Origin of the sequence: Pelomonas sp. KK5, assembly GCF_001984095.1 — a bacterium.
Classification (GTDB): domain Bacteria; phylum Pseudomonadota; class Gammaproteobacteria; order Burkholderiales; family Burkholderiaceae_C; genus KK5.
Window position 1 is genome coordinate 1 of sequence record NZ_LYVQ01000101.1, and the last position, 23,050, is coordinate 23,050.

Annotated in this window: 20 protein-coding genes and 1 pseudogene; 3 read left to right on the plus strand and 18 right to left on the minus strand. The window is 68.7% G+C overall.

Annotated features, from left to right (window positions below):
* Window positions 1–3: 3 nt before the first annotated feature.
* The 10 genes and pseudogenes from sodC to B0W88_RS16780 form a co-directional block, all read right to left on the minus strand.
* The gene (gene sodC / locus B0W88_RS16735) at window positions 4–531 is read right to left on the minus strand and encodes a superoxide dismutase family protein (protein WP_077035786.1); all 528 of its coding nucleotides are present in this window, start codon (window positions 529–531) and stop codon (window positions 4–6) included.
* Window positions 532–592: 61 nt separating this feature from the next.
* Window positions 593–1,225: a DUF4136 domain-containing protein gene (locus B0W88_RS16740; protein WP_077035787.1), complete on the minus strand. Its 633-nt coding sequence runs from the start codon at window positions 1,223–1,225 to the stop codon at window positions 593–595.
* A gap of 80 nt (window positions 1,226–1,305) precedes the next feature.
* Window positions 1,306–2,253 carry a tRNA 2-thiocytidine(32) synthetase TtcA gene (gene ttcA / locus B0W88_RS16745; protein ID WP_077035788.1) on the minus strand — a complete coding sequence of 316 codons (948 nt, stop codon included), beginning with the start codon at window positions 2,251–2,253 and terminating at the stop codon, window positions 1,306–1,308.
* A gap of 10 nt (window positions 2,254–2,263) precedes the next feature.
* Window positions 2,264–2,629 carry a dihydroneopterin aldolase gene (locus B0W88_RS34790; RefSeq protein WP_077035804.1) on the minus strand — a complete coding sequence of 122 codons (366 nt, stop codon included), beginning with the start codon at window positions 2,627–2,629 and terminating at the stop codon, window positions 2,264–2,266.
* Window positions 2,630–2,707: 78 nt separating this feature from the next.
* Window positions 2,708–3,547 (minus strand): annotated as a pseudogene (locus B0W88_RS34795) (FAD-dependent oxidoreductase); the annotation flags it as partial.
* A gap of 66 nt (window positions 3,548–3,613) precedes the next feature.
* A complete protein-coding gene (locus tag B0W88_RS16760; protein ID WP_077035789.1) occupies window positions 3,614–4,210 on the minus strand; it encodes a sulfite oxidase heme-binding subunit YedZ in 597 nt (198 codons plus the stop codon).
* A gap of 5 nt (window positions 4,211–4,215) precedes the next feature.
* Window positions 4,216–5,187 (minus strand): protein-methionine-sulfoxide reductase catalytic subunit MsrP, encoded by a 972-nt coding sequence (msrP, locus tag B0W88_RS16765; RefSeq protein WP_233151738.1) that lies wholly within the window; start codon window positions 5,185–5,187, stop codon window positions 4,216–4,218.
* Window positions 5,188–5,454: 267 nt separating this feature from the next.
* A complete protein-coding gene (ccsB, locus tag B0W88_RS16770; RefSeq protein ID WP_077035791.1) occupies window positions 5,455–6,804 on the minus strand; it encodes a c-type cytochrome biogenesis protein CcsB in 1,350 nt (449 codons plus the stop codon).
* Window positions 6,805–6,808: 4 nt separating this feature from the next.
* A complete protein-coding gene (locus tag B0W88_RS16775) occupies window positions 6,809–8,944 on the minus strand; it encodes a cytochrome c biogenesis protein ResB (RefSeq protein WP_077035792.1) in 2,136 nt (711 codons plus the stop codon).
* A gap of 67 nt (window positions 8,945–9,011) precedes the next feature.
* Complete coding sequence (locus B0W88_RS16780; protein ID WP_077035793.1) at window positions 9,012–9,638, minus strand: cytochrome c; 627 nt, start codon at window positions 9,636–9,638, stop codon at window positions 9,012–9,014.
* A 107-nt stretch (window positions 9,639–9,745) separates the two neighbouring features.
* Here B0W88_RS16780 and yihA point away from each other — a divergent pair, with 107 nt between their 5' ends.
* Together yihA and B0W88_RS16790 are read left to right on the plus strand one after the other, a co-directional pair.
* Entirely contained in the window at window positions 9,746–10,492 is a 747-nt protein-coding gene (yihA, locus tag B0W88_RS16785) for a ribosome biogenesis GTP-binding protein YihA/YsxC (protein WP_077035794.1), read from the plus strand.
* Window positions 10,493–10,528: 36 nt separating this feature from the next.
* Window positions 10,529–11,419 (plus strand): alpha/beta fold hydrolase, encoded by an 891-nt coding sequence (locus B0W88_RS16790; protein WP_077035795.1) that lies wholly within the window; start codon window positions 10,529–10,531, stop codon window positions 11,417–11,419.
* Here B0W88_RS16790 and B0W88_RS16795 read toward each other — a convergent pair.
* The 8 genes from B0W88_RS16795 to B0W88_RS16830 all read right to left on the minus strand — a co-directional run bounded on the left by B0W88_RS16795 (window position 11,403) and on the right by B0W88_RS16830 (window position 21,585).
* Window positions 11,403–13,661 carry a patatin-like phospholipase family protein gene (locus B0W88_RS16795; RefSeq protein WP_077035796.1) on the minus strand — a complete coding sequence of 753 codons (2,259 nt, stop codon included), beginning with the start codon at window positions 13,659–13,661 and terminating at the stop codon, window positions 11,403–11,405. The genes B0W88_RS16790 and B0W88_RS16795 overlap by 17 nt on opposite strands.
* A complete protein-coding gene (locus tag B0W88_RS16800; protein WP_077035797.1) occupies window positions 13,651–15,654 on the minus strand; it encodes a DUF1631 family protein in 2,004 nt (667 codons plus the stop codon). Before B0W88_RS16800 ends, B0W88_RS16795 begins: the two co-directional genes overlap by 11 nt.
* Window positions 15,655–15,835: 181 nt before the next feature.
* Window positions 15,836–17,482: a chaperonin GroEL gene (gene groL, locus B0W88_RS16805; protein ID WP_077035798.1), complete on the minus strand. Its 1,647-nt coding sequence runs from the start codon at window positions 17,480–17,482 to the stop codon at window positions 15,836–15,838.
* Between the two features lie 33 nt (window positions 17,483–17,515).
* Window positions 17,516–17,806, minus strand: a complete 291-nt coding sequence (locus tag B0W88_RS16810) for a co-chaperone GroES (RefSeq protein ID WP_077035799.1) — start codon at window positions 17,804–17,806, stop codon at window positions 17,516–17,518.
* 187 nt (window positions 17,807–17,993) lie between these two features.
* Entirely contained in the window at window positions 17,994–18,620 is a 627-nt protein-coding gene (gene ribA, locus B0W88_RS16815) for a GTP cyclohydrolase II (protein ID WP_077035800.1), read from the minus strand.
* 101 nt (window positions 18,621–18,721) lie between these two features.
* Window positions 18,722–19,192 carry a carboxymuconolactone decarboxylase family protein gene (locus B0W88_RS16820; RefSeq protein ID WP_077035801.1) on the minus strand — a complete coding sequence of 157 codons (471 nt, stop codon included), beginning with the start codon at window positions 19,190–19,192 and terminating at the stop codon, window positions 18,722–18,724.
* A gap of 61 nt (window positions 19,193–19,253) precedes the next feature.
* Window positions 19,254–20,198 carry an RNA polymerase sigma-70 factor gene (locus B0W88_RS16825; RefSeq protein ID WP_077035802.1) on the minus strand — a complete coding sequence of 315 codons (945 nt, stop codon included), beginning with the start codon at window positions 20,196–20,198 and terminating at the stop codon, window positions 19,254–19,256.
* A gap of 43 nt (window positions 20,199–20,241) precedes the next feature.
* Window positions 20,242–21,585: a sorbosone dehydrogenase family protein gene (locus tag B0W88_RS16830; protein ID WP_077035803.1), complete on the minus strand. Its 1,344-nt coding sequence runs from the start codon at window positions 21,583–21,585 to the stop codon at window positions 20,242–20,244.
* Here B0W88_RS16830 and B0W88_RS16835 point away from each other — a divergent pair.
* Window positions 21,584–23,050: sensor histidine kinase (locus B0W88_RS16835; RefSeq protein ID WP_198937855.1), on the plus strand; the 1,467-nt coding region annotated here is incomplete at its 3' end. The two genes, B0W88_RS16830 and B0W88_RS16835, sit on opposite strands and share 2 nt — an antisense overlap.

Consider the following 23,050-nt stretch of genomic DNA (forward strand, 5'->3'; position numbering starts at 1 on the left):
CAGTTAGCCGCCGATCACGCCGCAGGCGAAGCGCGGCCCGCCGCCGCCCAGCGGCTGCGGGTGGTCGGCGTGGTTGTCGCCGCCGACGTGGACCATCAGCGAGCGACGCGACACATCGGCCAGCGTCTTCAGCCGCGGCGCCAGCACCGGATTGGAAGCGCTGCCATCGGCCGCCACGTACAGCGCCGGCAGATCGCCCAGATGGCCGCTGCCCCAGGGCTCGCCGTGCTGCTTGGTGCCGGCCGGGTCAAGATGGCCGCCGGCCTTGCCTGCCGGCACCGGCTGGCCATTGGCCTCGCCCGTTGCGCAGCTGGGGTTCTCGTGGACGTGGAAGCCGTGCAGGCCGGATGCCAGGCCCGTGAGGGCGGGGTAGAAGGCCAGGCCGTAGGGTGTCTCGACGATGCGCACGGTACCGAGCGCGGCGCCTTCGCCCTGGGCGTCGACGGCGCGCAGGGTCACGCTGGTTTCGGCGGCGCCGGCCGTGGCTGCGATCGACAGCAGCAGGATCGCGGAGAGGAGGTGACGCTTCATCGGGATGCTCCGGCAAGTGGACCTCGCCGGAGCATAACGTCGAGATTCGGCGTGACGTGTGTCAGCGTTCGGCCTGGACGGTAACGCGATGCAAGTCCGGATTGGCTTTGGGGAAGTCGCCCATCGCCGCCTGGAACAGCGCCACCAGCGTGGCGCCGTCGCCCGGCGAGATGCTCTCGTAGCTGGCGTGGGCCTCGTAGATGGGCTCGCTGCTGGCGCGGTCGCGGATCAGCACGGCCACCTCGCGGTCGTAGCGCCGGTCCAGCGAGGACGGGCCCCAGGGCGACCAGCCGAAGCCGGCGCGGAAGCCGCCGCCGCGCCACGGGCCGCCGGTGCGCCAGCCGACGCCGGCATGCCAGCGCCACCACAGCGGGTCGTCCCAGGGCGCGTACTCGACCGCGGACAGCCGGGCGCCGAGGGTGACCAGCACGTCGGCGGTCTTGGCGTCCGCCGCCGGCTTGAAGCCGACGCGCTCCAGCGCGCCGCGGGCGCTGTCTTCCAGCTCGCTCTGGCGCTGCGAGTCCTTCTGCGAGGGCAGGCGTTCGAAGGCGTAGCTCAGCGGCGCGCGGTCGCTCGGCCAGGTGCCGAAGCTCTTGACGTCCGCGGAGAGGGTGTAGGGGCCGCTGCAGGCCGCCAGCGAGGCGGCGGCAGCAGCAGCGAGGACTGCGAGGGTGAATGTGCGGCGCGTTTGCATGATGGACCTCCTGGCGTGAGTGCCCGGTGGCCCATTGTGGCGCTGCTTTGTTGCTGCTACCTGAGTTGGCGTGCCCCGGATCACTCGTTCGGGTGTAGGCGTATGACCGGACCTGAAGAAGGCGTGTGGCAGGCCTCTTCCTCGTCGAAGGCGATGTCGCCACCCTCGACCGGCGCGCCGGTGGCCTTGATCGTCGTGAAGGGGAAGAGATCGCGGTCCATCATGTGCGAGGTGACGATGTTTCCCATCGCGGTGAACATGTTCTCGATGCGGCCGGGGAAGCGGCGGTCCCAGTCGTTGAGCATGGCCTTGACCTGCACGCGCTGCAGGTTCTCCTGGCTGCCGCAGAGGTTGCACGGGATGATCGGGAACTCGCGGTGCTGCGCCCAGCGGACGATGTCCGGCTCGCGCACATAGGCCAGCGGGCGGATGACGACGTTCTTCCCGTCGTCGCTGACCAGCTTGGGCGGCATGCCCTTCATGCGGCTGCCGAAGAACATGTTCAGGAACAGCGTGGTGACGATGTCGTCGCGATGGTGGCCCAGCGCGATCTTGGTGGCGCCGAGTTCGCCGGCCACGCGATAGAGGATGCCGCGGCGCAGGCGCGAGCACAGGCTGCAGGTGGTCTTGCCCTCGGGCACCAGCTTCTTGACGATGCTGTAGGTGTCCTGGTTCTCGATGTGGAAGTCAACGCCGCGTGACTTGAGGTAGGCCGGCAGCACCTCCTCGGGGAAGCCGGGCTGCTTCTGGTCGAGGTTGACCGCGACGATGCTGAACTTGATCGGCGCCCGCTGCTGCAGGTTGGTCAGGATGTCCAGCATCGTGTAGCTGTCCTTGCCGCCGGACAGGCACACCATGACCTTGTCGCCGTCCTCGATCATGTTGAAGTCGGTGATGGCCTGGCCCACCTGGCGGTGCAGGCGCTTGCTGAGCTTGTTGATCTCCAGCTCGGCCTTCTTCTGCGCGGCCTTGGCTTCGGCGGCGGCGCCTGCGTCGAGTTCGGGGGTTAGCAAGGTTTCGGTATTCATGGGTTCGTTCTCACCATGCGCCCACTTCGGCGCTGATCGCGACTTCGCAGTCGGGGAAGATTTCAAGCTTGTGCACCTTGACGCGCACGCCGATCACACCGGGCAGCTTCATCAGCCGCTTGCCGAGCTTGGCCACGAGCGCCTCCAGCAGGTCGGTGTGCTCGGCCGTGCACTCGTCGATGATGATCTGGCGGATGCGGCGGTAGTCCAGCACATGGCCGATGTCGGAGTCGCGCGAGACCAGGGCCTGCGGGCCGAGGTTGATCGCGGCGTCGACCTGGATCGGCTGCGGGCCCTCGCGCTCGAAGTCGAGGATGCCCAGCTTGGCGCCGAAGCGCAGGCCGCTGATGTGGATCACCTGCTGCTCGTTGCGCAGCTCGGGCGCATGGCGCGGGCCCGTGGCCAGGAAGGCCTGGATGCGCTTGGCCGCGTCGGCGCCGTCACCCAGCGCCGTCTGGACGCAGGGATGGTGGCGCTGGCTGGCGTCACCGGCCAGGAAGAGGCCGCGGGCCTCGTCCTCGACGAAGCGACGTTCGCCGGCCGCCAGCTCCCAGGCCGAGGGCTCGGGCTCGTAGCCGAGCAGCACGGCCAGATGGTCGAAGTGCTCGATGCCGAACTGCGGTGACTCGACCTGCACGCCCTCGGCCGTCGCCTCCACGCCGCGCGGCAGGGCGGTGGCGGGGCGGCGGGCGATGGCGGCATCCTGTTCCATCGCGCGGATGAACTGCGCCTGGCCGATCCATTCGGAGCGCGACCAGATGGTCACCTGGTGGCCGCGGGCGCGCAGGTGCAGCGCATTCTCCACGGCGTTGTCGCCGCCGCCGAGCAGCAGGATCCGGCCGGGCGGCAGGGTGTCGCGGCGGGCGGTCAGCGTGATCGCGTCGAGCACGCGCCCGTGCGTCCCGGCTGGGAAGAAGGGGGCCGGATGGCGGGGCCGCAGGCCGGTGGCGACCAGCAGGCTGCGGGCCTGCACGGTCTCGCCCTCGTCGAGGCGCAACTGCCAGATGCCCTGGTGCCAGTCCAGGCTGGCGGCGCTGCAGCCGGTGCGCGCATCGATCCCGGGCTGGGCGGTGATGTGGTCGGCATAACGCTGTCCCAGCGCTGACAGCGCCTGCGCGGGCTCGCCCAGCAGCCAGCCCTGGGCGAAGCGCAGCGGCTCGAGGCTCGCGCACAGGCGCGGCTGGCGTTCGACCATCAGCACCCGATGGCCCAGCTGGGCCAGCCAGCTGGCGGCCGAGCAGCCGGCCGGGCCGCCGCCGAGGATCGCGGTGTCGAAAGGGGTCGAAGGGGGCATGGGCGGGCGGCCGCGGCTCGGCGCGGGATCGCGTGGAAACCCGCAATTATCGCCTGCCCCGCCTGTTCAGCGGCGCGCCGCCTGCCAGGCGCGCCAGCCCAGCAGCACCGCGATGATCACGCCGTACACCGCCGGCTCCACGAAATTGTGCTTGCCGGCGCGCAGCCAGATGAAGTGCAGCAGGCCGATCACGATCACCGCGTAGACGGCCTTGTGCAGCGCCTGCCAGCGCTTCGCGCCCAGCGCCTTGATCGCGCGGTTGAAGCTGGTGGCGGCCAGCGGCGCCATCAGCAGCCAGGCGCTGAAGCCCATCAGGATGAAGGGGCGCTTGGCGATGTCGCGGGTGATCTCGGCCACGTCCAGGCTCTTGTCCAGCCAGGCATAGGCCAGCAGGTGCAGGCTGCCGTAGAAGAAGGTGAACACGCCCAGCATGCGGCGAAAGCGCGCCAGCGCCGGCTTCTTCAGGATCGTGCGCAGCGGCGTCACGGCCAGCGTGATGCACAGGCCGCGCAGCGTCCAGTCGCCCAGGGCGCGGATCACGTACTCGGCCGGGTTGGGCAGCGGCTGCGTGGCCAGCCTGAAGACGATCCAGGCCAGCGGCAGGCAGCACAGGATGAACAGGAGCGCCTTCGCACTCCAGTGCAGCAGGAACGGGCGGGACATCGCGCTCAGAAGTTCTTCTTCAGGTCCATGCCCGCATAGAGCGAGGCGACCTGGGCTTCGTAGCCGTTGAACATCAGGGTGGGGCGGCGCTTGGCGAACAGGCCCGACAGGCCGCCGCCGCCTTCGCCGATGCGGCGCTCGGTGGCCTGGCTCCAGCGCGGGTGGTCGACCAGCGGGTTGACGTTGGAGTAGAAGCCGTATTCCTGCTGCGCGGCCTTGGTCCAGCTGCTCGTGGGCTGCTTCTCGACGAAGCGGATCTTGACGATGGATTTCGCCGACTTGAAGCCGTACTTCCAGGGCAGCACCATGCGCAGCGGCGCGCCGTTCTGGTTGGGCAGCACCTCGCCATACATGCCGAAGGCCAGCAGCGCCAGCGGATGCATGGCCTCGTCGATGCGCAGGCCCTCCACATAGGGCCAGTCCAGCACGCCGGAGCGCACGCCGGGCATCTGCTTCGGGTCGGCCAGGCTCGTGAACTCGACGAACTTGGCGCGCGAATTCGGCTCGGCGCGCTTGAGCACTTCAGACAGCGAATAGCCGACCCAGGGAATCACCATCGACCAGCCTTCGACGCAACGCAGCCGGTAGATGCGCTCTTCCATGGGGCTGAGCTTGAGCAGCGCGTCGAGATCCAGCGTCTGCGGCTTGTTGCACTCGCCCTCGATGGAGACGGTCCAGGGGCGTGGGCGCAGCGTCTGCGCGTGCTGGGCGGGATCGGCCTTGTCGGTGCCGAACTCGTAGAAGTTGTTGTAGGTGGTGGCGTCCTGGTAGGACGTGGGCTTTTCCATCGTCAGCGCACCGGCCACCGCGCTCTTGGCGCCGGGCAGCTTGGCGAGCTTGCCGCTCTGGGCGAAGGCGAGATCGCCGGTGGCGGCGAAGGCCGCGCCGGCGGCGGCGAGCTTCAGCCAGTCGCGACGGCTCTGGTAGAGCTCTCGCGGCGTGATCTCGGAGGGGACGATGAGGGGATCGCGGTGCATGGTCATTCGCTCGTGGCAAGGAAGATGCCCGTGAGTCGCACGGGCGCCGCGAAGCTTACGGGCTACCGCTGAAACTCGTCGTTAAGGTTTTTAAAGCCCCTCGACGACGCTCCACAGCGGCCGGTATTCCGGGCCGAGCGCCGGGCCGCCCCAAGCCGGCCCTCTGGCGGCGCCAGCGGCTCGATGCCGCTGGCGTCGTCGTCCCCTCGGGGGACCGACCAGGCGTGCCCGCGTTCAGCGCGGCACGACTGGGCGAGGGGCACATGTTCACAGCGTGCCGTACGAGTGCAGGCCCGACAGGAACATGTTGACGCCCAGGAAGGCGAAGGTCGTCACCACCAGGCCCACCAGCGCCCACCAGGCCGCGGCGGCGCCGCGCAGGCCCTTCATCAGCCGCATGTGCAGCCAGGCCGCGTAGTTGAGCCAGACGATCAGCGCCCAGGTTTCCTTCGGGTCCCAGCTCCAGTAGCCGCCCCAGGCTTCGGCGGCCCAGAAGGCGCCCAGGATCGTCGCGATCGTGAAGAAGGCGAAGCCCAGGGCGATGGACTTGTACATCACGTCGTCCAACTGCTCCAGCGCGGGCAGGCGGGCGGTCAGCGGCTTGCGCAGGGCCACGGCCAGCGCGAAGAAGACCACCAGGCCCGCCAGCTTGCTCGCCCAGCTCTGCAGGCCCGTGGCGACGTCCGGGGTCAGGTCGGCACCGAAGCGCACCGCCAGGATCGCCAGCACGATGCCGGCCGGCACGCCCACCAGGCCCTTGACCAGCGAGGGCGTGGGCGATGTCTTCAGCAGGTAGGCGAAGGCCACCATCGCCGACAGCGAGAAGGAGCCGTAGCCGACGAAATTGGCCGGCACGTGGATCTTCATCCACCAGCTCTGCAGCGCGGGCACCAGCGGCTGGATCTCCTGCGCGTCGCGGGCCAGCGTGTACCAGAGCAGGAAGCTGACGGCCGCCGAGATGACCAGCAGCACGTAGGCGCCCAGCGCGCGGGTCTTGAAGCGGTCTTCGTAGTAGAGGTAGAACAGCGCCGTCATCCAGGCGAACAGCACGAAGACCTCGTAGAGGTTGCTGACCGGGATGTGGCCGATGTCCGGGCCGATCTGGTGGCTCTCGAACCAGCGCACCATCGTGCCGGTCAGCGCCATGAAGACGGCGCCCCAGGCGAGCTTGGAGCCGATGATCTCGGCCGTGCTGTTGGCGCCACCCCGGGTGAACATGCCGCCCCAGTAGAACAGCGTGCTCATGTAGAACAGCACCGCCATCCACATGATCGCGCTCTGGCTGGACAGCATGTACTTGAGCCAGAAGACCTTGTCGGCGGCGGCCAGGTCGGCGCCGAAGCCGTCGGTGTGCTGGCCGTAGAGGCGGATCGCCAGCAGGCTGGCCACGGCGACCAGCACGGTGAGCAGCCGCGTCGGCCGCCAGAACCAGCCCAGCGCCACCAGCGCCGGCATCGCGCAGGCGAGGATGCCCTTCTCGTAGACGTCCATCGAGGCGGCATAGAGCGCGAAGGCAGCGATGCCGCCGGCGATGACCAGGGCGGCGAACAGCCAGTCGCCGGTGCTGCGGCTGTGCAGCGCGTGCCGGCGGGGCAGGGTGATCGTGGTGGTGTTCATCTCATCATTCCTTCAACTGCAGGGCCGCCTTCAGCTGCTCGAAGACGAGGCCGGTGTCCGGCGAATCGCGGGTGCTCGAGAGGGCCATGCGGACGCGGGTATTGTCGGGCGAGGTCGGCTCCAGCCAGATCCACACGCGGCGCTCCTTGACGTAGAGCATCGCGAACACGCCGATGATCAGGAAGATAGCACCGAGGTAGACCAGCTTTTGCCCCGGCGCGCGGGTCACCTGGAACACGCTCTGCTGGATCTGCGTGAAGTCGTCCAGCCGCAGCAGCACCGGCGCGGGGTAGTACATGCTGTCCGACAGCGAGAGCACGGCCTGCGTCATGAAGGCCTGCGTGGCCTCGTTGCCGGCCGGCGGCGCCAGGTTGGCCCGCTCGCGGCCGAGCTTGTAGAGCTCGTACAGGCTGCCGTTGAGGATGCGCAGCAGCACCTCGGAGACGCGCTGCCGCTCGGCTGCCGGCACCTCGGACTCGATGAACTGCGACAGCGCCGGCAGGCCGCCCCAGCCGCCGGCAGGGAGGGCCTCGCCGGGCTTCACGCCCTCGACGCCCGCGAACAGCGCCAGCGCCCGCTTGGCGGTGGCTTCCAGTTGCGGCGTCATCTGCGGCTTGTCGCCGGGCGTGGCGGCCACCGCGTACTGATGGGCGGCGCCTTCGCGCATGACCGGGTCGGCCAGGTTCTGGCGCATGCGCAGCCAGCCGTCCATGCCCATGTCCTCGTCGACCGGGATGCGCAGGTAGCGGAAGGACTCGTTGGGGTCGTCGCGCACACCGGCGAGGAAGACGCGCTGGCCGTCCAGTTCCACCGGCGCCATGTAGTTGTTGTACTCGCGGGCCTGGCCGGCCGCGTCGCGCAGCCGGTAGCTGAAGCTCGGGCCGACGTTGTGCAGCGTCTTCGGCGTGTTGGATTTCGCGCCGCTGCCCAGGTGCTTGCCCAGGGCGTCGGCCAGGTCCACCTTGCGCACGTCGGCGCCGCTGGCGCTTTCATCCTTGCCGCCGGCCAGGTTCTCCACGTTGATGACCCTGAGACCGCTGAACTCCAGCGTCAGCTTGTCGTCGCCATTGCCGTTGGACAGCAGCGTGCCGCCGCCGACCGCGCCCTCGATGGCGAAGGGCTTGGCCTGGGCGCTGCGCAGCGGCAGCGCGGTCAGCTTGAGCTTGGAGCCGCCGTCGTCGAAGCTGCTCTGGTAGATCGCGATGCCGTCGTGGATGACCGGCGCATTGACCTTGACCGTGTGCTCGGTGATCTTGCCGGTGGCGTGGTCGCGGATCGCGATGTCGCTGGCGAAGAGCTTGGGCATGCCGGTCTGGTAGTACTCGACGATGAACTTCTTCAGCTCCACGTCGAAGGGCAGGTCCTGCAGGACCACGCCGTCGGGCATGTTGATGATGGCCGTGGCCGCGCGGCCGCCCTCGGGCACCGGCAGCGTGCCGCGGAAGCTCGGGTTGGACGGCGACAGCCGGTTCTGGGCCGGCACTTCGCTGACCAGGCCCGCGCCGGTGTACACGCTCTTGCCCTGCAGCTTCATCAGCGCCTTGACGACGATGTCGCCGTCGGAGAGCCCGCCCAGGCAGATCAGCACGATGGCCGAGTGGGCGCTCAGGTAGCCGATCTTGTTGGCCATGCCGCGGCGCGCGGCGACCATCGTGCCGTTGGGCCGCACCTGGGCCTTGGCCTTCCAGCCCAGTTGGTCCAGCACCGCCGAGACCTGCCCCAGCGCCGTCTCGCCCGACACCGGCAGCGAGCCGATCGCCTTGTGGTGATGGGCCTGCAGCGACTGCTCGCGCACATGCTCCTTGTAGGTCTTCAGGTCGTGGACGATCTTGGGCGCATTGCGTGCGATGCACAGCGTGGTGGAGACCACCAGGAAGGCCAGCAGCACCAGGAACCACCAGGCCCCGTAGATCGTGTAGAGCCCGACCTTGCCGAACAGCTCGGACCAGAAGGGCCCGAACTGGTTGACGTAGTTGTTCAGCGGCTCGTGCTGGCGCACGACGGTGCCGGTGATCGAGGCAATGATGATCACGACGAAGACCGTGATCGCGAAGCGCATCGAGGACAGCAGGTCGATCAGCTCGCGGCCCGCGCTGTTGGCGGGCGGAGGCGCTTGGGGGGACAGCAACTCGTCGGACATGAAGGGATCGTACGGAATGCAAAAAGGCCGGTGATGACACCGGCCTTCTTTTAGCTAACTCTTTGTTTCAGCGGAGCCCGGCGATGTAGTCCGACACGGCCTTGATTTCCTTGTCGTTCATCTTCGCGGCCACGCCGGTCATCTGCGGGCTGTTGGTGCGCTCGCCGGAGCGGAAGGCGTTCATCTGGGCGAGGACGTAGTCGCCGTGCTGGCTGCCGATGCGCGGATACTGCGAGGGCATGCCGATGCCGTTGGCCAGGTGGCAGCCGGCGCAGGCCGGGACCGAACGATCGGCGATGCCGCCGCGGTAGATCTGCTCGCCCAGCTTGGCCAGGTCCTTGTTCTTGCCGAAGCCGGGCTTGGCGCTCTTGGCGGCGTAGAAGGCGGCGACGTTGGCGATGTCCTCGTCGGACAGCGGGGCGGCCATGCCGCTCATCACGGCGTTCTTGCGCTTGCCGGACTTGAAGTCGTGCAGCTGCTTGGCCAGGTAGTCGGCGTGCTGGCCCTGCAGGATCGGGTAGGCCGCGGCGCCGCGCGAACCGTCAGAGGTGTGGCAGGAGGCGCAGGCCTGGGCGACGGCGGCTCCCTTGGTCAGGTCCGGCTTGGCCTTGGCAGCTTCTTCGGCGGCGCGGACCGGAGACAGCGCGGCACACGCGATCACAACACCAGACAACAGGAGAGCAACGGTCTTCATGAATTGATGGGTTCGTTAGGCGCAACCTGTGAATCTTACAATGGCAAATTCGCCTGCCTCCCACGCTCATGAGCACCAAGACCCCACCTCCGCAAGAAAACGACGCCATGAGCCAGGAGAACCCTGATGAGGTTTTCACTGAGAAGCAGGCTTTGGGCTGGACCCACACCGCCCGTTTCCTGACCACGGCCGCCCAGCTGGTCCACCTGCCGGCCAACGAGTTGCCGGAGATCGCCTTCGTCGGCCGCTCCAACGCCGGCAAGTCCACCGCGATCAACACGCTGGCCCAGCAGAAGCGCCTGGCCTTCGCCTCGAAGACGCCGGGCCGCACCCAGCACATCAACCTGTTCGCGCTGGGCCCGAAGGACGCGCCCGACGCGCTGTTCGCCGACCTGCCCGGCTACGGCTATGCCGCGGTGAACAAGAGCGCCAAGCAGCGCTGGCAGAAGGTGATGGCGGACTACCTGGAGGTGCGCCGCTCGCTCTCCGGCGTGGTGCTGATGGTGGACTCGCGCCTGGGCCTGACCGACCTCGACAAGCAACTGCTGGAGTTCGTCGCCGCCCGCGTGGCCACCGGCGAGATCAAGCTGCTGGTGGTGCTGACCAAGGCCGACAAGCTCAACCGCAAGGAAGCCAACGCCGCGCTGGCCGGCTGCCAGGAATTCCTGGCCGGGCTGAGCACCGACCATTCGGACGTGTCGATCACGCTGTTCTCGGCGCTGAAGAAGCAGGGCGTCGGCGACGTGGCGCTGCTGCTGCGCGAGTGGGTGGATGCGCATGTCGTGGTGCCCGCCGTCGGCGATCTGCCGCCGGAGCCGGAGGCCGACACCGAGGCGCCGCTGTCGCCCGATTGACAGGCTGAGCCTCACGGGCCGGCCTATGCTGGCCCGATGAACCCCATCGAGACCTTCGACCTCGCGCTGCCGCACGGCATCACGCTGTCCTGCCGCGCCTGCGGGCCGGCCGATGCGCCGGTGATCGTGCTGCTGCACGGCTTCCCCGAGGCGGCCTTCGTCTGGGACGAGGTGATCGTCGATCTCGGTACCCGCTGGCGCTGCGTGGCGCCCAATCTGCGCGGCTACGAGCGCTCCAGCGCGCCGGCCGAGGTCGAGGCCTATCGCGCCAAGCACCTGATGCAGGACATCGCCGCGCTGGCCGCCGCGGTCAGTCCGGGTAAGCCGTTAGCTGCCCTGGTCGCCCATGACTGGGGCGGCGCCGTGGCCTGGAACCTGGCGGTGCAGAAGCCGGCGCTGATGGAGCGTCTCGTGATCGTCAACTCGCCGCACCCGGGCACCTTCCTGCGCGAGCTGAAGACCAGCGAGGCGCAGCGCGAGGCCAGCGCCTACATGAATTTCCTCTGCCGGCCCGATGCCGAGCAGCTGCTGGCCGAGGACGACTACGCGCGGCTCTGGCCCTTCCTGCGCTCGATGAACGGTGCGCCCTGGCTCGACGCGGCCACGCAGCAGCGCTACCGAGAGGTCTGGGGTCAGGGCTTGACCGGCCCGCTGAACTACTACCGCGCCTCGCCGATGCGTCCGCCCACCGAGACCGACCCCGGCGCGATGGCGCTGGACTTCCCGCCCGAGTTCGTCACCGTGAAGGATGTGCCGACGCTGGTGATCTGGGGCGAGGGCGACACCGCGCTGCCGCCGGGCCTGGTCGAAGGCCTGGAGCAGTTCGTGCCGCAACTGACCCTGCATCGCGTGCCGCAAGCGACCCACTGGATCGTGCACGAGCAGCCGGCGCTCATCGCGGAGCTTGTCGCTACGGCCTGCCGATGAACAGGTAGATCGCCGTATCGCTCTTCTGCGCCCGGCCCAACGCCAGGTACAGCGGGCCGATGCCGGTGTCGGTCCCCACGAACAGGCTGCTGGCCCAGCGCAGGTCGCGGGTGGAGGCATCGCGCCGAGTGTTCCAGGTGTTGCCGGTTTCCAGCGAGCCGCCGACGAAGAAGCCGCGCGAGAGCACCGGGATCGGGAACATGCGCCGGTAGTAGGTGGCGCGGGCGAAGGCCAGCGCGTTGCCGGTCAGCTGGCCCGGCTTGTAGCCCGAGAGCTGCTGGAAGCCGCCCAGCGAGTAGGGCCCCTGGGCGGAATCGTCGGGCTGGCGCGCGACCAGCGCGCGGCCATGCAGGTTGAGCGTGTTGGCGCCCCAGGTGCTCACCTGGGTGGCCTGCAGCTCGGTGCGGTTGAAGCTGGCGTGGCGCACGGTGGCGCCGCCGTTCTGCTGGCCGTCGGTGGCCTCGAACTCGATGCGGTAGCCGCTCTGCGGGAAGTTGGCGTAGTCCAGCTGGTCGATCACGACGCGCAGGCGGATGCCCGTTTCCTGCCAGCGCTGGTGGAAGACGCCGGTGGTGTCCGCCAGCGTGCTCACGATGAAGGTCGGGTTGATGCGCCACTCCTGATGCACCAGGCCCAGCCGCACCTCGCCCAGGCGCCCCCAGGGCTGGCCGATGTCGGCGCCCAGCGTCAGCGACTTGCGGCCCAGCCGCGCGAGCTGGTCGCCGCTGCTGGCGTCGTAGAGGTCGATGTTGCGGCGCTCCAGGTCGCCCCAGGCGGAGACGAACCAGTCGTTGGACGGGCCCAGCTTGAAGCCCAGCGGCTGGTAGATCTCGCTGTACAGGCGCGGCGTCTGGCCGATGGTGACCTGGTTGCGCCACTCGGTGCCGGAGTCGGTCAGCCAGTGGCGGTTGTGCGAGACGCGCAGGTTGAAGGCGCTGTCGCCGGCGAAGTCGGTGGACAGGTCCAGGCCGACGCGGAAGTAGTTCGGGCCCCAGGTCTTGTCTTCCATCGCGAAGACCAGGGTGTCGCCCTGCGGCGTGGGCTCCACGTGGTAGTCCACCCGCTCGTAGTCGCCCGAGGAAGCGAGCAGGCGTGCATCGCGCTCGGCGCGGGCGGTGTCGAAGGGCTGGCCCGGCTTGCTTTCCAGCTGGTCGCGGATGCGCTCCGGGTGCGTGATCTCGCTGCCCTCGAAGGCGATGGCGGCCAGCCGCGGCGAGCCGGCCGCCTGGCGCGTGCGCTGCAGCTGCCAGTCGGCATAGGCCAGCGGCGGCACGGCGAAGGCGCGCAGCTGGGGCAGCATGGCCTCGGCGGCCGCCTCGCCGGCGGCGATCATCTCCCGGGTCTTGGCGAAGTCGCCGGAGGTCAGCTTGTCGAGCGCCGGGGTGATCAGCAGGTCGCGCTCGTCCAGCGAGGCGATGCTGCGCTGCACGTTCTGCTCGGTCAGGATGCTGATCATCTGGGACGTCAGGCCCAGTACCGAGTTCAGCGTCTCGCGGCCGGCCAGCGGCGTGCCGACGTTGACCGCGATCACGCGGGTGGCGCCCATGCGGCGGGCCACGTCGATCGGCAGGTTGTTGACCAGGCCGCCGTCGCCGAGGATCTGATCATGAGTCTCGGTGGGCGCGAAGACACCGGGCACGCTCATGCTGGAACGCATCGCCAGCGCGAGGTCGCCGTCGGCGAGCACGACCTGACCCCCGGTCTCCATATTGGTGGCCACCGCGCGGAAGGGCGTGGCCAGCGCGTCGAAGCGGTCGATGCTGCGCACCGGCAGCGTCAGCCGGCGCAGCAGGATCTCCAGGCCGCGGCTGGACACGGTGCCCTGCGGCGCGCGGATCTCGCCGTTGCGCATGCCCAGCTCCAGCACGGCCGAGAACTCGAAGTCTTCTTCCTTGCGGCGCTGCGACAGCTCCTGCCGCGCCACGCGGGCGGCGAAGATGTTGTCCCAGGAGATCAGCAGCAGCTCGCGCTCGAGATCCCGGGCGGACATGCCGCTGGCATAGAGCCCGCCGATGATCGCGCCCATCGAGGTGCCGGCGATCAGGTCCACCGGGATGTGCTCGCGCTCCATCACCTTGAGCACGCCGACGTGGGCCAGGCCGCGGGCGCCGCCGCCGGAGAGCACCAGGCCGAGCCTGGGCTGGGCGCTGGTGCTGCTGCCGTCGGCGGCCGATGCCAGGCACGGCGCCAGCAGCGCCGCGATCACCAGCCGGCGGAAGCGGCGCCCCGCCTCAGCCCGCATCGCCGGGCGTGTCTGCCAGCTCGGACATCAGCGTGTCCAGCGCGCGCTGCACGACGCCGTGCTCGGCCAGCGCGGTGATCAGCCCGTTGGCCAGCAGCTGCTCCAGCGCGCCGCGGGTCATCGACTGGCGCTGGTCCGGATCCTGGCCGATGAAGAGGAAGAACTGCTTCGATTCGCTGACCCAGGCGACCTGCGCCGTCAGCCACTCGCTCTGCACGAACATGTGGAACCAGCTGCCCACGGTCAGGCCGTCGAACCAGGACTTGACCGCCTTGGCGGCGAACTCCGATTCGTACAGGCCCACGGGCACGGTCGGCAGCTGGCCACGGTCCACGTCGGCATGGGCCCAGTGCTCGGACAGCTCGGACTTGCGCTCGTCCAGCAGGCGGCGCACCTGCTCATGCGGGCTGGCGGCCGCCGCGGGCGCGGCGGCCGGCATGGCGGGTGCCGACGGCGCAGGGCCGACCGCGATCGCCGGCTGCCCGGCGAGCAGCCTCGCATGCAGGCGCATCAGCTCCTGCAGCGGCTCCTTGCGCTGGCTCTCGAACAGCTTGATCGAGTCGCAGCCGTTCTCCAGGTCCTGGATCAGGCCCGGCAGGCTCTCGCGCAGCCGCATGCGCGCGAGTTCGCCGGTCGGCACCTGCAGGCTGGCCAGCAGCCGGTCGATCAGGTCCATCTGCGCGGCGGCCTGCGGCGAATCCTGGCCGCCTTCCATCATCGAGTGCACGATCACCTCGGGCCAGGACTGCACCAGGAAATCGTGCAGCTTCGGGCCCAGCGGCGCGCCGTCAATCTGCTCCTCGACCTGCTCGCGCACCAGGGCCAGCCATTGCGGCCGGTGCTGCTCGCGCTCGAGCACCTCCAGCGTATGGGCACCGCCGTCGTGCTGGCCCTGGTCCGCCAGGAAACGGTCCACCCGCTTGAGCACCTGCTCGAACAGCAGTGCGCTGCTCATCGGGCTGTCGATCAGCAACTGGGCTTCCTCGTCCATGAAGCCGAGGAAGGCCTGCAGGCGCGGGTCGTCCCCGCGGTCGAAGCCCATGCCGTAGGCGGCCACGCGGTCCAGCAGCAGCCAGGCCGGATGGTCCTGGTGGCGCAGCAGGTTCTTGTCGCCGCGCGACAGGCGCACCACCGCCACCTGCAGCCGCGACAGCAAGGCCTTCATCGGCGGCAGCAGGCGCGGGTCGGCGAGGATCTGGTCGTAGAGCCGGTTCAGCATGTCCGGGCCGGCGCGGCCGTCCAGCAGCGAGGTCAGCGCGCCGGGGCGGGAATTGCGCTCCTGCACGCGACGGGCGAGGCCGTCGAAGGTGGCCGGGGCGCTGGCGGGCGCGGCGAGCCGGGCCTTGCTCAGGCGTTGGTGGGCGTCGGCGTCCTGGGCATGGGCGGCATGGCTGGCCACCATCTGGCTCAGGTCGGCCGCCTTCAACTGCGCGCACAGGTCGGCATAGAGGCGGTGCAGCGAGCGGGCCATCGGCGTGGCGGCCGCATGCATCAGCGCGTAGCGCTGCTGGGCGTCCAGCTCGACGCCGTAGAGCGACTGGAACATCGCCTGCGCGAACAGCGCGGGCCGCAGCGGGTTGTCGTTCTGCCGCGCCTTGGCCGTGCCGCGCAGCGCGGCGAAGAGATTGGTCAGCTGGTGCAGCTCGGTGAGGTTGTGCTGCTCGATCGTCTGCACGACATGGGCAAGCGCCACGTCCTGCAGCGCCTGCCGCTCGTCCACCAGGCTCAGGCCGTCGTCCAGCGAACCGGCGCCGCGCGGCGCCTGGGCCAGCGGATCCTCGCCGCGGCGGCCGGCCTGCAGCAGCGGGATCAGGGCGCCTTCGAAGTCGCCGGCGAAGCGCGGGCGCAGGCGGCGCCAGTCGGCCATGGCGGCGAAGTACTGCGGCCGCGAGGACAGTTCGTCGTGGATGGCTTCGACCAGATGGCGGCTCAGCGCCGGCACCTGGGTCAGCGCTTCATCGAGCAGGGAAGTTCGGGACGGGGCGGCGAGCATTTCGGGATTATGAATCTGGCGCCCTGACCGAAAGCCCTTGGGAGAGTGGAACAGTCCCCCTTATCTGCGGGCCGCGTGTCAGAGGGGGTAACGGGTCATTTCAGCGGCGTTTCCAAACGAAAAAAGGGCCGCTTCGCAGCGGCCCTTTCCAGTCTGAGCAGGAGGCTCAGGCGCGAGGCAATTACATGCCCATGTCGCCCATGCCACCCATGCCGCCCATGCCGCCAGGCATGCCGGCCGGGGCGTCATCCTTCGGGGCTTCGGCGACCATGCACTCGGTCGTCAGCATCAGCGAAGCGACCGAAGCGGCGTTCTGCAGGGCAGTGCGCGTGACCTTCGTCGGGTCCAGGATGCCCATCTCGATCATGTCGCCGTAGGTGTCGTTGGCGGCGTTGAAGCCGTAGTTGCCCGAACCGGCCAGCACGGCGTTGACGACGACGGAGGCTTCGCCACCGGCGTTGCCGACGATCTCGCGCAGCGGGGCTTCGATGGCCTTCAGGACCAGCTTGATGCCGGCGTCCTGGTCGGCGTTGTCGCCCTTGATCGAACCAGCAGCTTGCTTGGCGCGCAGCAGGGCCACGCCGCCGCCGGCGACGATGCCTTCCTCGACGGCGGCACGGGTGGCGTGCAGCGCGTCTTCAACGCGGGCCTTCTTTTCCTTCATCTCGACTTCGGTGGCAGCGCCGACCTTGATCACGGCAACACCGCCGGCCAGCTTGGCCACGCGCTCTTGCAGCTTCTCGCGGTCGTAGTCGCTGGTGGCTTCCTCGATCTGGATGCGCACTTGCTTGACGCGGGCTTCGATGTCGCCAGCGGCGCCGGCGCCGTCGATGATGGTGGTGTTTTCCTTGCCCACTTCGACGCGCTTGGCCTGGCCCAGGTCGGCCAGCGTGACCTTCTCCAGCGTCAGGCCGACTTCTTCGGCGATGACCTTGCCGCCGGTCAGGATGGCGATGTCTTCCAGCATGGCCTTGCGGCGGTCGCCGAAGCCCGGAGCCTTGACGGCGACGACCTTCAGGATGCCGCGGATGGTGTTCACCACCAGGGTGGCCAGCGCTTCGCCGTCCACGTCTTCGGCAATGATCAGCAGCGGACGGCCGGCCTTGGCGACGGCTTCCAGCGTCGGCAGCAGGTCACGGATGTTCGAGACCTTCTTGTCGTACAGCAGGACAAACGGGTTGTCCAGCAGGGCGACTTGCTTTTCCGGCGTGTTGATGAAGTAGGGCGACAGGTAGCCGCGGTCGAACTGCATGCCTTCGACGACGTCCAGCTCGTTGTTCAGGCTCTTGCCGTCTTCGACGGTGATGACGCCTTCCTTGCCGACCTTGTCCATCGCGTTGGCGATGATCTGGCCGACGTCGTCGTCGCTGTTGGCCGAGATGGTGCCGACCTGGGCGATTTCCTTGGAGGTCGTGGTGGCCTTCGAGGCAGCCTTCAGCTGGGCGACCAGGGCGGTGACCGCCTTGTCGATGCCGCGCTTCAGGTCCATCGGGTTCATGCCGGCGGCCACGTACTTCATGCCTTCGCGGACGATGGCCTGGGCCAGGACCGTGGCGGTGGTGGTGCCGTCACCGGCGTTGTCGCTGGTCTTGGAAGCGACTTCCTTGACCATCTGGGCGCCCATGTTCTGGAGCTTGTCCTTCAGCTCGATTTCCTTGGCGACGGACACGCCGTCCTTGGTCACCGTGGGGGCGCCGAACGAGCGCTCCAGCACCACGTTGCGGCCCTTCGGGCCCAGGGTCACCTTGACCGCGTTGGCCAGGATGTTCACGCCTTCGACCATGCGTGCGCGGGCTTCGCCGCCGAAGATCACGTCTTTTGCTGCCATGTCTTGTTTCTCCGAATTCTTGGGTGTCTGTGCTTACTTGGCGACGACTGCGAACAGGTCGTCTTCCTTCATGACCAGCAGCTCTTCGCCGTCGACCTTGACGGTCTGGCCCGAGTACTTGCCGAACAGCACGCGGTCACCGACGGCCACGTTCAGGGTGATGAACTCGCCCTTGTCATTGCGCTTGCCCGGGCCGACGGCCAGGACTTCGCCCTGGTCCGGCTTCTCGGCGGCGGCGTCGGGGATGACGATGCCCGAGGCAGTCTTGGTTTCGTTTTCCAGACGCTTGACGATCACGCGGTCGTGCAGGGGACGCAGTTTCATGGATGGATCTCCTAGAGATTTCTCGGTGCCGGATCGGGTGCGCTGCCCGGCAAAGGGCGGCGCACCCAGGAATTTCAAAGCCCTGTCGAGCAGGGCTTTTCGAATATTAGCACTCAAGGGTGTTGAGTGCTAGCAGGCAAATTATAGGGGCGGGTCGTGACGTTTCAAGACCGGCCGAGCTGCTTGGTCAGTCGTCGCCCGGGGTTTCCCGCTGAGCGAAGTCGAACAGGTGGCCCATCCGGTGGGCCTTGGTGTCCAGGTAGGCGCCGTTGCGCCGGTTGCGGCCGACCTGCAGCGGCACCCGGCCGACGATCCGGATGCCGTGGCCCTCCAGGCCTTCCATCTTCTTCGGGTTGTTGGTCATCAGCTGGATGGCGGTGATGCCCAGCTGCTTGAGCATGGCGGCGGCGAAGGCGTAGTCGCGGGCGTCCTCGGGCAGGCCGAGCAGGCGATTGGCATCGAGCGTGTCGGCGCCCTGTTCCTGCAGCGCGTACGCGCGGATCTTGTTCAGCAGGCCGATGCCGCGGCCCTCCTGGCGCAGGTAGAGCAGCGCGCCACGGCCCTCCTCGGCAATGGCTTCCAGCCCGCCGCGCAGCTGCGGCCCGCAGTCGCAGTGGCAACTGCCGAAGGCGTCGCCGGTGAGGCATTCCGAATGCAGGCGCACCAGCACCGGGGCGCCGTCGCCGACATCGCCCAGGCACAGGGCCGCGTGCTCGAGGCCGGTCTCGGGTTCCTTGAACCCGTAGAGGCGGAAGTCGCCGTGCCCGGTGGTCAGGCGGCAGCTCGCCAGTTCTTCAATGGTCTTCTTGCTCATGGTGGGATCGCTCACGCTTTTTCTTTCTCTCTCGACGACAAGCTTAGCGTCACACCGCGGGCAGGGTCTTGGCGGGCCGCAATGGCGGCCCGTCCACGGGGTCACTCGATCGCCTGCTCCACCACCGGCGCGCGCATGCCGACAGCCATGCGGTTCCAGGCGTTGATTGCGGCGATGGCCCAGTTGAGCTCGACGATCTCCTGGTCACTGAACTGCAGCTTCAGCGCCTCGAAGCTGGCGTCCTGGCCGGCATGACCGTCGGGCAGGCGGGTCAGCAGCTCGGCCCAGTCCAGTGCGGCACGCTCGCGGGCGCTGTACAGGGTCACCTCGCGCCAGGTGACGACGCTGTTGATCCGCTGCCAGGTCTCGCCGCCCTTGCGCAACTCGCGGGCGTGCATGTCCACGCAGAAGGCGCAGCCGTTGATCTGCGAGATGCGCAACTGGATCAGCTCGATCAGCGGCATGCCGAGGCTGGAGCGGCCGAGCAGGGCGCTGAGGCCGGCGAGCTGCTGGTAGGGCTTGGGGGCGATGGTGATCCAGGGCAGGCGGGCTTCGTGGGTGGGCTGGCTCATGGTCTCGGTTCCTTGCTGTGATGTTGTCGTGCCCGGCCGACCATCGGCCGGGTCCACACCTTCAAGACGAGACAGGTCCCGGCTTTGTGACGACAACATTCAGCAGCTCGCGGCCCAGCGCCGCGGCGATGTGCGCCAGCTTGGCCGGGTTGCGCTGCGAGTGGATGCGCAGGATGCGATCGCCGTCGGTCAGCAAGGTCTGGGCCGATTCCAGCGCCCCGTCGATGAAGCGCAGCAGGCCCCACTGGCCGTTCAGCACCACCACCTCGTACTGCACGCCCTCGCGGTGGCGCAGCTGCACCGCCAGGAAGAGCTGGGCGATGCGCTGGGCGCCCTCCAGCGGCACGCCGAAGCTGGGCACCACGCCGCCGCCGTCGCCGATGAAGCGGGCATCGGCCGCCAGCATCTGCTTGAGGCTGGCGAAGTCGCCCCGCGTGGCGGCATCCGCAAAACCGCGCAGCAGGCGCAGCTGGGCCTCGCGCGGGACGACATGGCGCGGCCGTTCGTCGCGCAGCTGGGTCTTGGCGCGGCTTACCAGCTGGCGGCAGGCCGCCTCGCTCTTGCCCAGCGCCTCGGCCACCTCGTCGTAGTCGGCATCGAAGACCTCGCGCAGCAGGTAGGCGGCGCGGGCCTCCGGCGACAACCGCTCCAGCAGGGCGAGGAAGGCGATGGAGACATCGTCGGAGCGCTCGAGCATCTGCTCGGGCGAGGGCGAGAGCGGCATGATGTCGTCGCCCAGCAGCGGCTCGGGCAGCCAGGTGCCGACGTAGTGTTCCCGCTGGACCTGGGCGCTGCGCAGGCGGTCGATGGCCAGGCGGGTGGTCACGGCGACCAGCCAGGCCTCGGTGCTGGCGATCGCGCCGCGCTCGCTGCCGTGCCAGCGCAGCCAGGCGTCCTGCACCACGTCCTCGGCTTCGGCGCGCGAGCCGAGCATGCGGTAGGCGATGCCCTGCAGCCGGGGGCGCAGGCGGTTGAAGTCGGCGGTTGCCTGGGTGGTGTCGTCCATGGCCTGAAAGACGGATCAGGCCCGCATTTTGTGACGGTTCAGCTCAAGGATTCAGCGACACGCGCCAGATCGTGTTGCCCACGTCGTCGGCCACCAGCAGGGCGCCGTCCTTGGCCAGCGCGACGCCGACCGGCCGGCCCTGGGCCTGGCCGTTGTCGTCGAGGAAGCCGCCGAGGACCTCGATCGGCTCGCCGCGCGGCTGCGGCCCGTCGAAGGGGATGAAGAGCACGCGGTAGCCGTTGGGCTTGCTGCGGTTCCAGGAGCCGTGCTGGCCGACGAACATGCCATGGGCGAAGCCCGGGCCCAGGCTGTTGCCGTCGGCCGCGGCCAGGCCCAGCGAGGCGGTGTGCGGGCCGAGTGCGTAGTCGGGCACCAGGGCCTTGGCCACCATGTCGCTGCGGCGGGGCTTGACGCGCTTGTCCACATGGCTGCCGTAGTAGCTCCAGGGCCAGCCGTAGAAGCCGCCGTAGCGCACCGAGGTCATGTAGTCGGGCACCAGGTTGTCGCCGAGTTCGTCGCGCTCGTTGACGCTGACCCACAGCCTGGCGCCGCCGCCCGGCTCCCAGGCCAGGCCGACCGGATTGCGCAGGCCCGAGGCATAGATGCGGCTGGCGCCGGTGGCGATGTCGATCTCCAGGATGGCGGCGCGGCGCTCCTCGGCCTCGATGCCGTTCTCGGCCACGTTGCTGTTGGAGCCGATGCCGGCGTAGAGCTTCTTCCCGTCGGCGCTGGCCACCAGGCTCTTGGTCCAGTGGTGGTTGATCGTGCCGGCCGGCAAGTCGGCGACGCGGGTCGGCGGGCCGTCGTTTAGTTTCACCTGGCCGGGCCGGTAGGCATAACGGACGATCGCATCGGTGTTGGCCACGTAGAAGCTGTCGCCCACCAGGGCCATGCCGAATGGGGAGTTCAGGTTCTCGGCGAAGACGCTGCGCTGGTCGGCGATGCCGTCGCCGTCGGTGTCGCGCAGCAGGGTGATGCGGTTGGCGCTGGGCGTCCCGGCGCCGGCGGATTTCATGAACTGACGCTGGAACCAGGCCTTCGGGCCCTTGCCATCGTCGGGCCGCTCGGGCGCGTTGGTCTCGGCCACCAGCACGTCGCCGTTGGGCAGGCGATAGAGCCAGCGGGGGTGATCCAGCCCGGTGGCGAAGGCGGTCACCGTCAGCCCGCCGCTGGCGCGCGGCTTCCCGCCCTCGGGCCAACCGACGGCCTTGGCGACCTTGACGGTGGGCAGCAACTGGCGGTCCGGCTTCGGGAGCACGGGGTGCGGGCCGAAGCCGGGATAGCCGGTCTCGGGACCGTCGGCGGCGATGCAGGCGCCAGCGCCGGCCAGGCCGACGGTGAGCGCGAGCAGTTGCAGCAGCAGTAGCGGGAGGGTGGGTCTTTTCATGATGGGCTGGCCGTTGTTCCTCGTTTCCTTCGTTCTTCTGGTGGCAAGCCGGGTGCCGGACCTCGCGGCGAGCCGAGCTGCATCGATCGGCGCTATGCGTCTGGCCTGGGCGTTAGCAAGCTCATTGACGGGTTCGACGGGCTTGAGTAACCTCGATCGCGCACCGGACCGCGTGAGGCGCTCCGGGCGCGTGGCGACGGGAGGAGATTCGTTCGATGAATTGCCGGGTCGCAGCAGTCGGGGAGGGCAGGACCGGCCGGGGAGCCGCCAGGTGCTGATCCTGAACGAGGAGGAGCGGTCCCAACAGGCCCGCTACGAAGCCTTCCTGGCGCTGGCCAGCGAGATGATCGCGCCCGGCACGATCAGCCAGGTCGCCAAGGTGATGGTGGCCCGCTTCAAGTACGTGACCGATGTCTTTGCCTGGCGTTACCTGAGCCTGGAGGCGATCGGCGCCAATGCACAGGAAGACGGTGCGGAGGCCTTTGCCATCGACGGGCTGCAGTCCGAGGGCGTGGCCACCCCGGGTGGTGCCATCGAGCTGAGCAGCTTCGAGCGGGACGTCTGGAACGAAGGCAAGGCGGTGATGCTCGATGTCGAGGAACTGGCCGCCTTGCAGGACACGCTCCCGGCGCTGTTCCGCAACCCGGAGATCACGCGGCTGTACGTCGTGCCGCAGTGGGGGCGCGACCGCCTGGAGGCGCTGTTCTTTACTTGCACGCACGGGCCGGTGTTCGACAAGTTCGATATCAAGTTCATTGGGCTGACGTCGCTGTTCTTCCATCGCAAGGTGGCCTACCTGCGGATGGAAAAGCGCATGACCGACGATCTGATCGAGACGCTCAACCGTCTGCGGCAGACGCAGGACGACATGATCGAAGCGGAGAAACTGGCGGCGCTGGGCGCGATGGTGGCCGGTGTCTCGCACGAGCTGAACACGCCGATCTCCAACGCGCTGATCGTGTCCTCGACGCTCAGCGAGCACCTGAACGATTTCGCCAGGCTGCTGGCCACGCCGGGGCTGAAGAAGTCGGACCTGGTGGGTTGGCAGAAGGGGGCGCTGGAGATGGGGCAGTTGATCGACAGTTCGCTGCAGCGTGCGTGCTCGTTGATTGCCAGTTTCAAGCAGGTGTCCATCGACCAGACCTCCGAACGTCGCCGCAGCTTCGATCTGCGCGGCTGCGTGGAAGACATCCTGGCCGCCTTGCGCGCGGGCTACAAGGGGGCCCCGTGGGTGCTGGAAAACCAGATCCCGGAGGGGATCGAGTGCGACACCTTTCCCGGGCCCTTCGGGCAGGTCGTCACCAACCTGGTCCAGAACGCGGTGGTTCATGGCTTCGAGGGCCGGGACCGCGGGCGCGTCGTGCTGACGGCCAGCCTCAGCGGCGCTCATGTCAGCGTCATCGTGACTGATGATGGCGTGGGCATGAGCGGCAGCGTGCTGGCGAAAGTGTTCGAGCCCTTCTTC

Coding starts and splice junctions, on each gene's coding strand:
- B0W88_RS16800 (WP_077035797.1), bottom strand. CDS start 15,654: ATGCTCGCCGCCCCGTCCCGAACTTCCCTGCTCGATGAAGCGCTGACC.
- ribA (WP_077035800.1), bottom strand. CDS start 18,620: ATGAGCAAGAAGACCATTGAAGAACTGGCGAGCTGCCGCCTGACCACC.
- B0W88_RS16795 (WP_077035796.1), bottom strand. CDS start 13,661: ATGCGGGCTGAGGCGGGGCGCCGCTTCCGCCGGCTGGTGATCGCGGCG.
- sodC (WP_077035786.1), bottom strand. CDS start 531: ATGAAGCGTCACCTCCTCTCCGCGATCCTGCTGCTGTCGATCGCAGCC.
- B0W88_RS16760 (WP_077035789.1), bottom strand. CDS start 4,210: ATGTCCCGCCCGTTCCTGCTGCACTGGAGTGCGAAGGCGCTCCTGTTC.
- B0W88_RS16775 (WP_077035792.1), bottom strand. CDS start 8,944: ATGTCCGACGAGTTGCTGTCCCCCCAAGCGCCTCCGCCCGCCAACAGC.
- B0W88_RS16820 (WP_077035801.1), bottom strand. CDS start 19,192: ATGAGCCAGCCCACCCACGAAGCCCGCCTGCCCTGGATCACCATCGCC.
- ttcA (WP_077035788.1), bottom strand. CDS start 2,253: ATGAATACCGAAACCTTGCTAACCCCCGAACTCGACGCAGGCGCCGCC.
- groL (WP_077035798.1), bottom strand. CDS start 17,482: ATGGCAGCAAAAGACGTGATCTTCGGCGGCGAAGCCCGCGCACGCATG.
- yihA (WP_077035794.1), top strand. CDS start 9,746: ATGAGCCAGGAGAACCCTGATGAGGTTTTCACTGAGAAGCAGGCTTTG.
- B0W88_RS16740 (WP_077035787.1), bottom strand. CDS start 1,225: ATGCAAACGCGCCGCACATTCACCCTCGCAGTCCTCGCTGCTGCTGCC.
- B0W88_RS16810 (WP_077035799.1), bottom strand. CDS start 17,806: ATGAAACTGCGTCCCCTGCACGACCGCGTGATCGTCAAGCGTCTGGAA.
- B0W88_RS16780 (WP_077035793.1), bottom strand. CDS start 9,638: ATGAAGACCGTTGCTCTCCTGTTGTCTGGTGTTGTGATCGCGTGTGCC.
- B0W88_RS16825 (WP_077035802.1), bottom strand. CDS start 20,198: ATGGACGACACCACCCAGGCAACCGCCGACTTCAACCGCCTGCGCCCC.
- B0W88_RS16790 (WP_077035795.1), top strand. CDS start 10,529: ATGAACCCCATCGAGACCTTCGACCTCGCGCTGCCGCACGGCATCACG.
- ccsB (WP_077035791.1), bottom strand. CDS start 6,804: ATGAACACCACCACGATCACCCTGCCCCGCCGGCACGCGCTGCACAGC.
- msrP (WP_233151738.1), bottom strand. CDS start 5,187: ATGCACCGCGATCCCCTCATCGTCCCCTCCGAGATCACGCCGCGAGAG.
- B0W88_RS16830 (WP_077035803.1), bottom strand. CDS start 21,585: ATGAAAAGACCCACCCTCCCGCTACTGCTGCTGCAACTGCTCGCGCTC.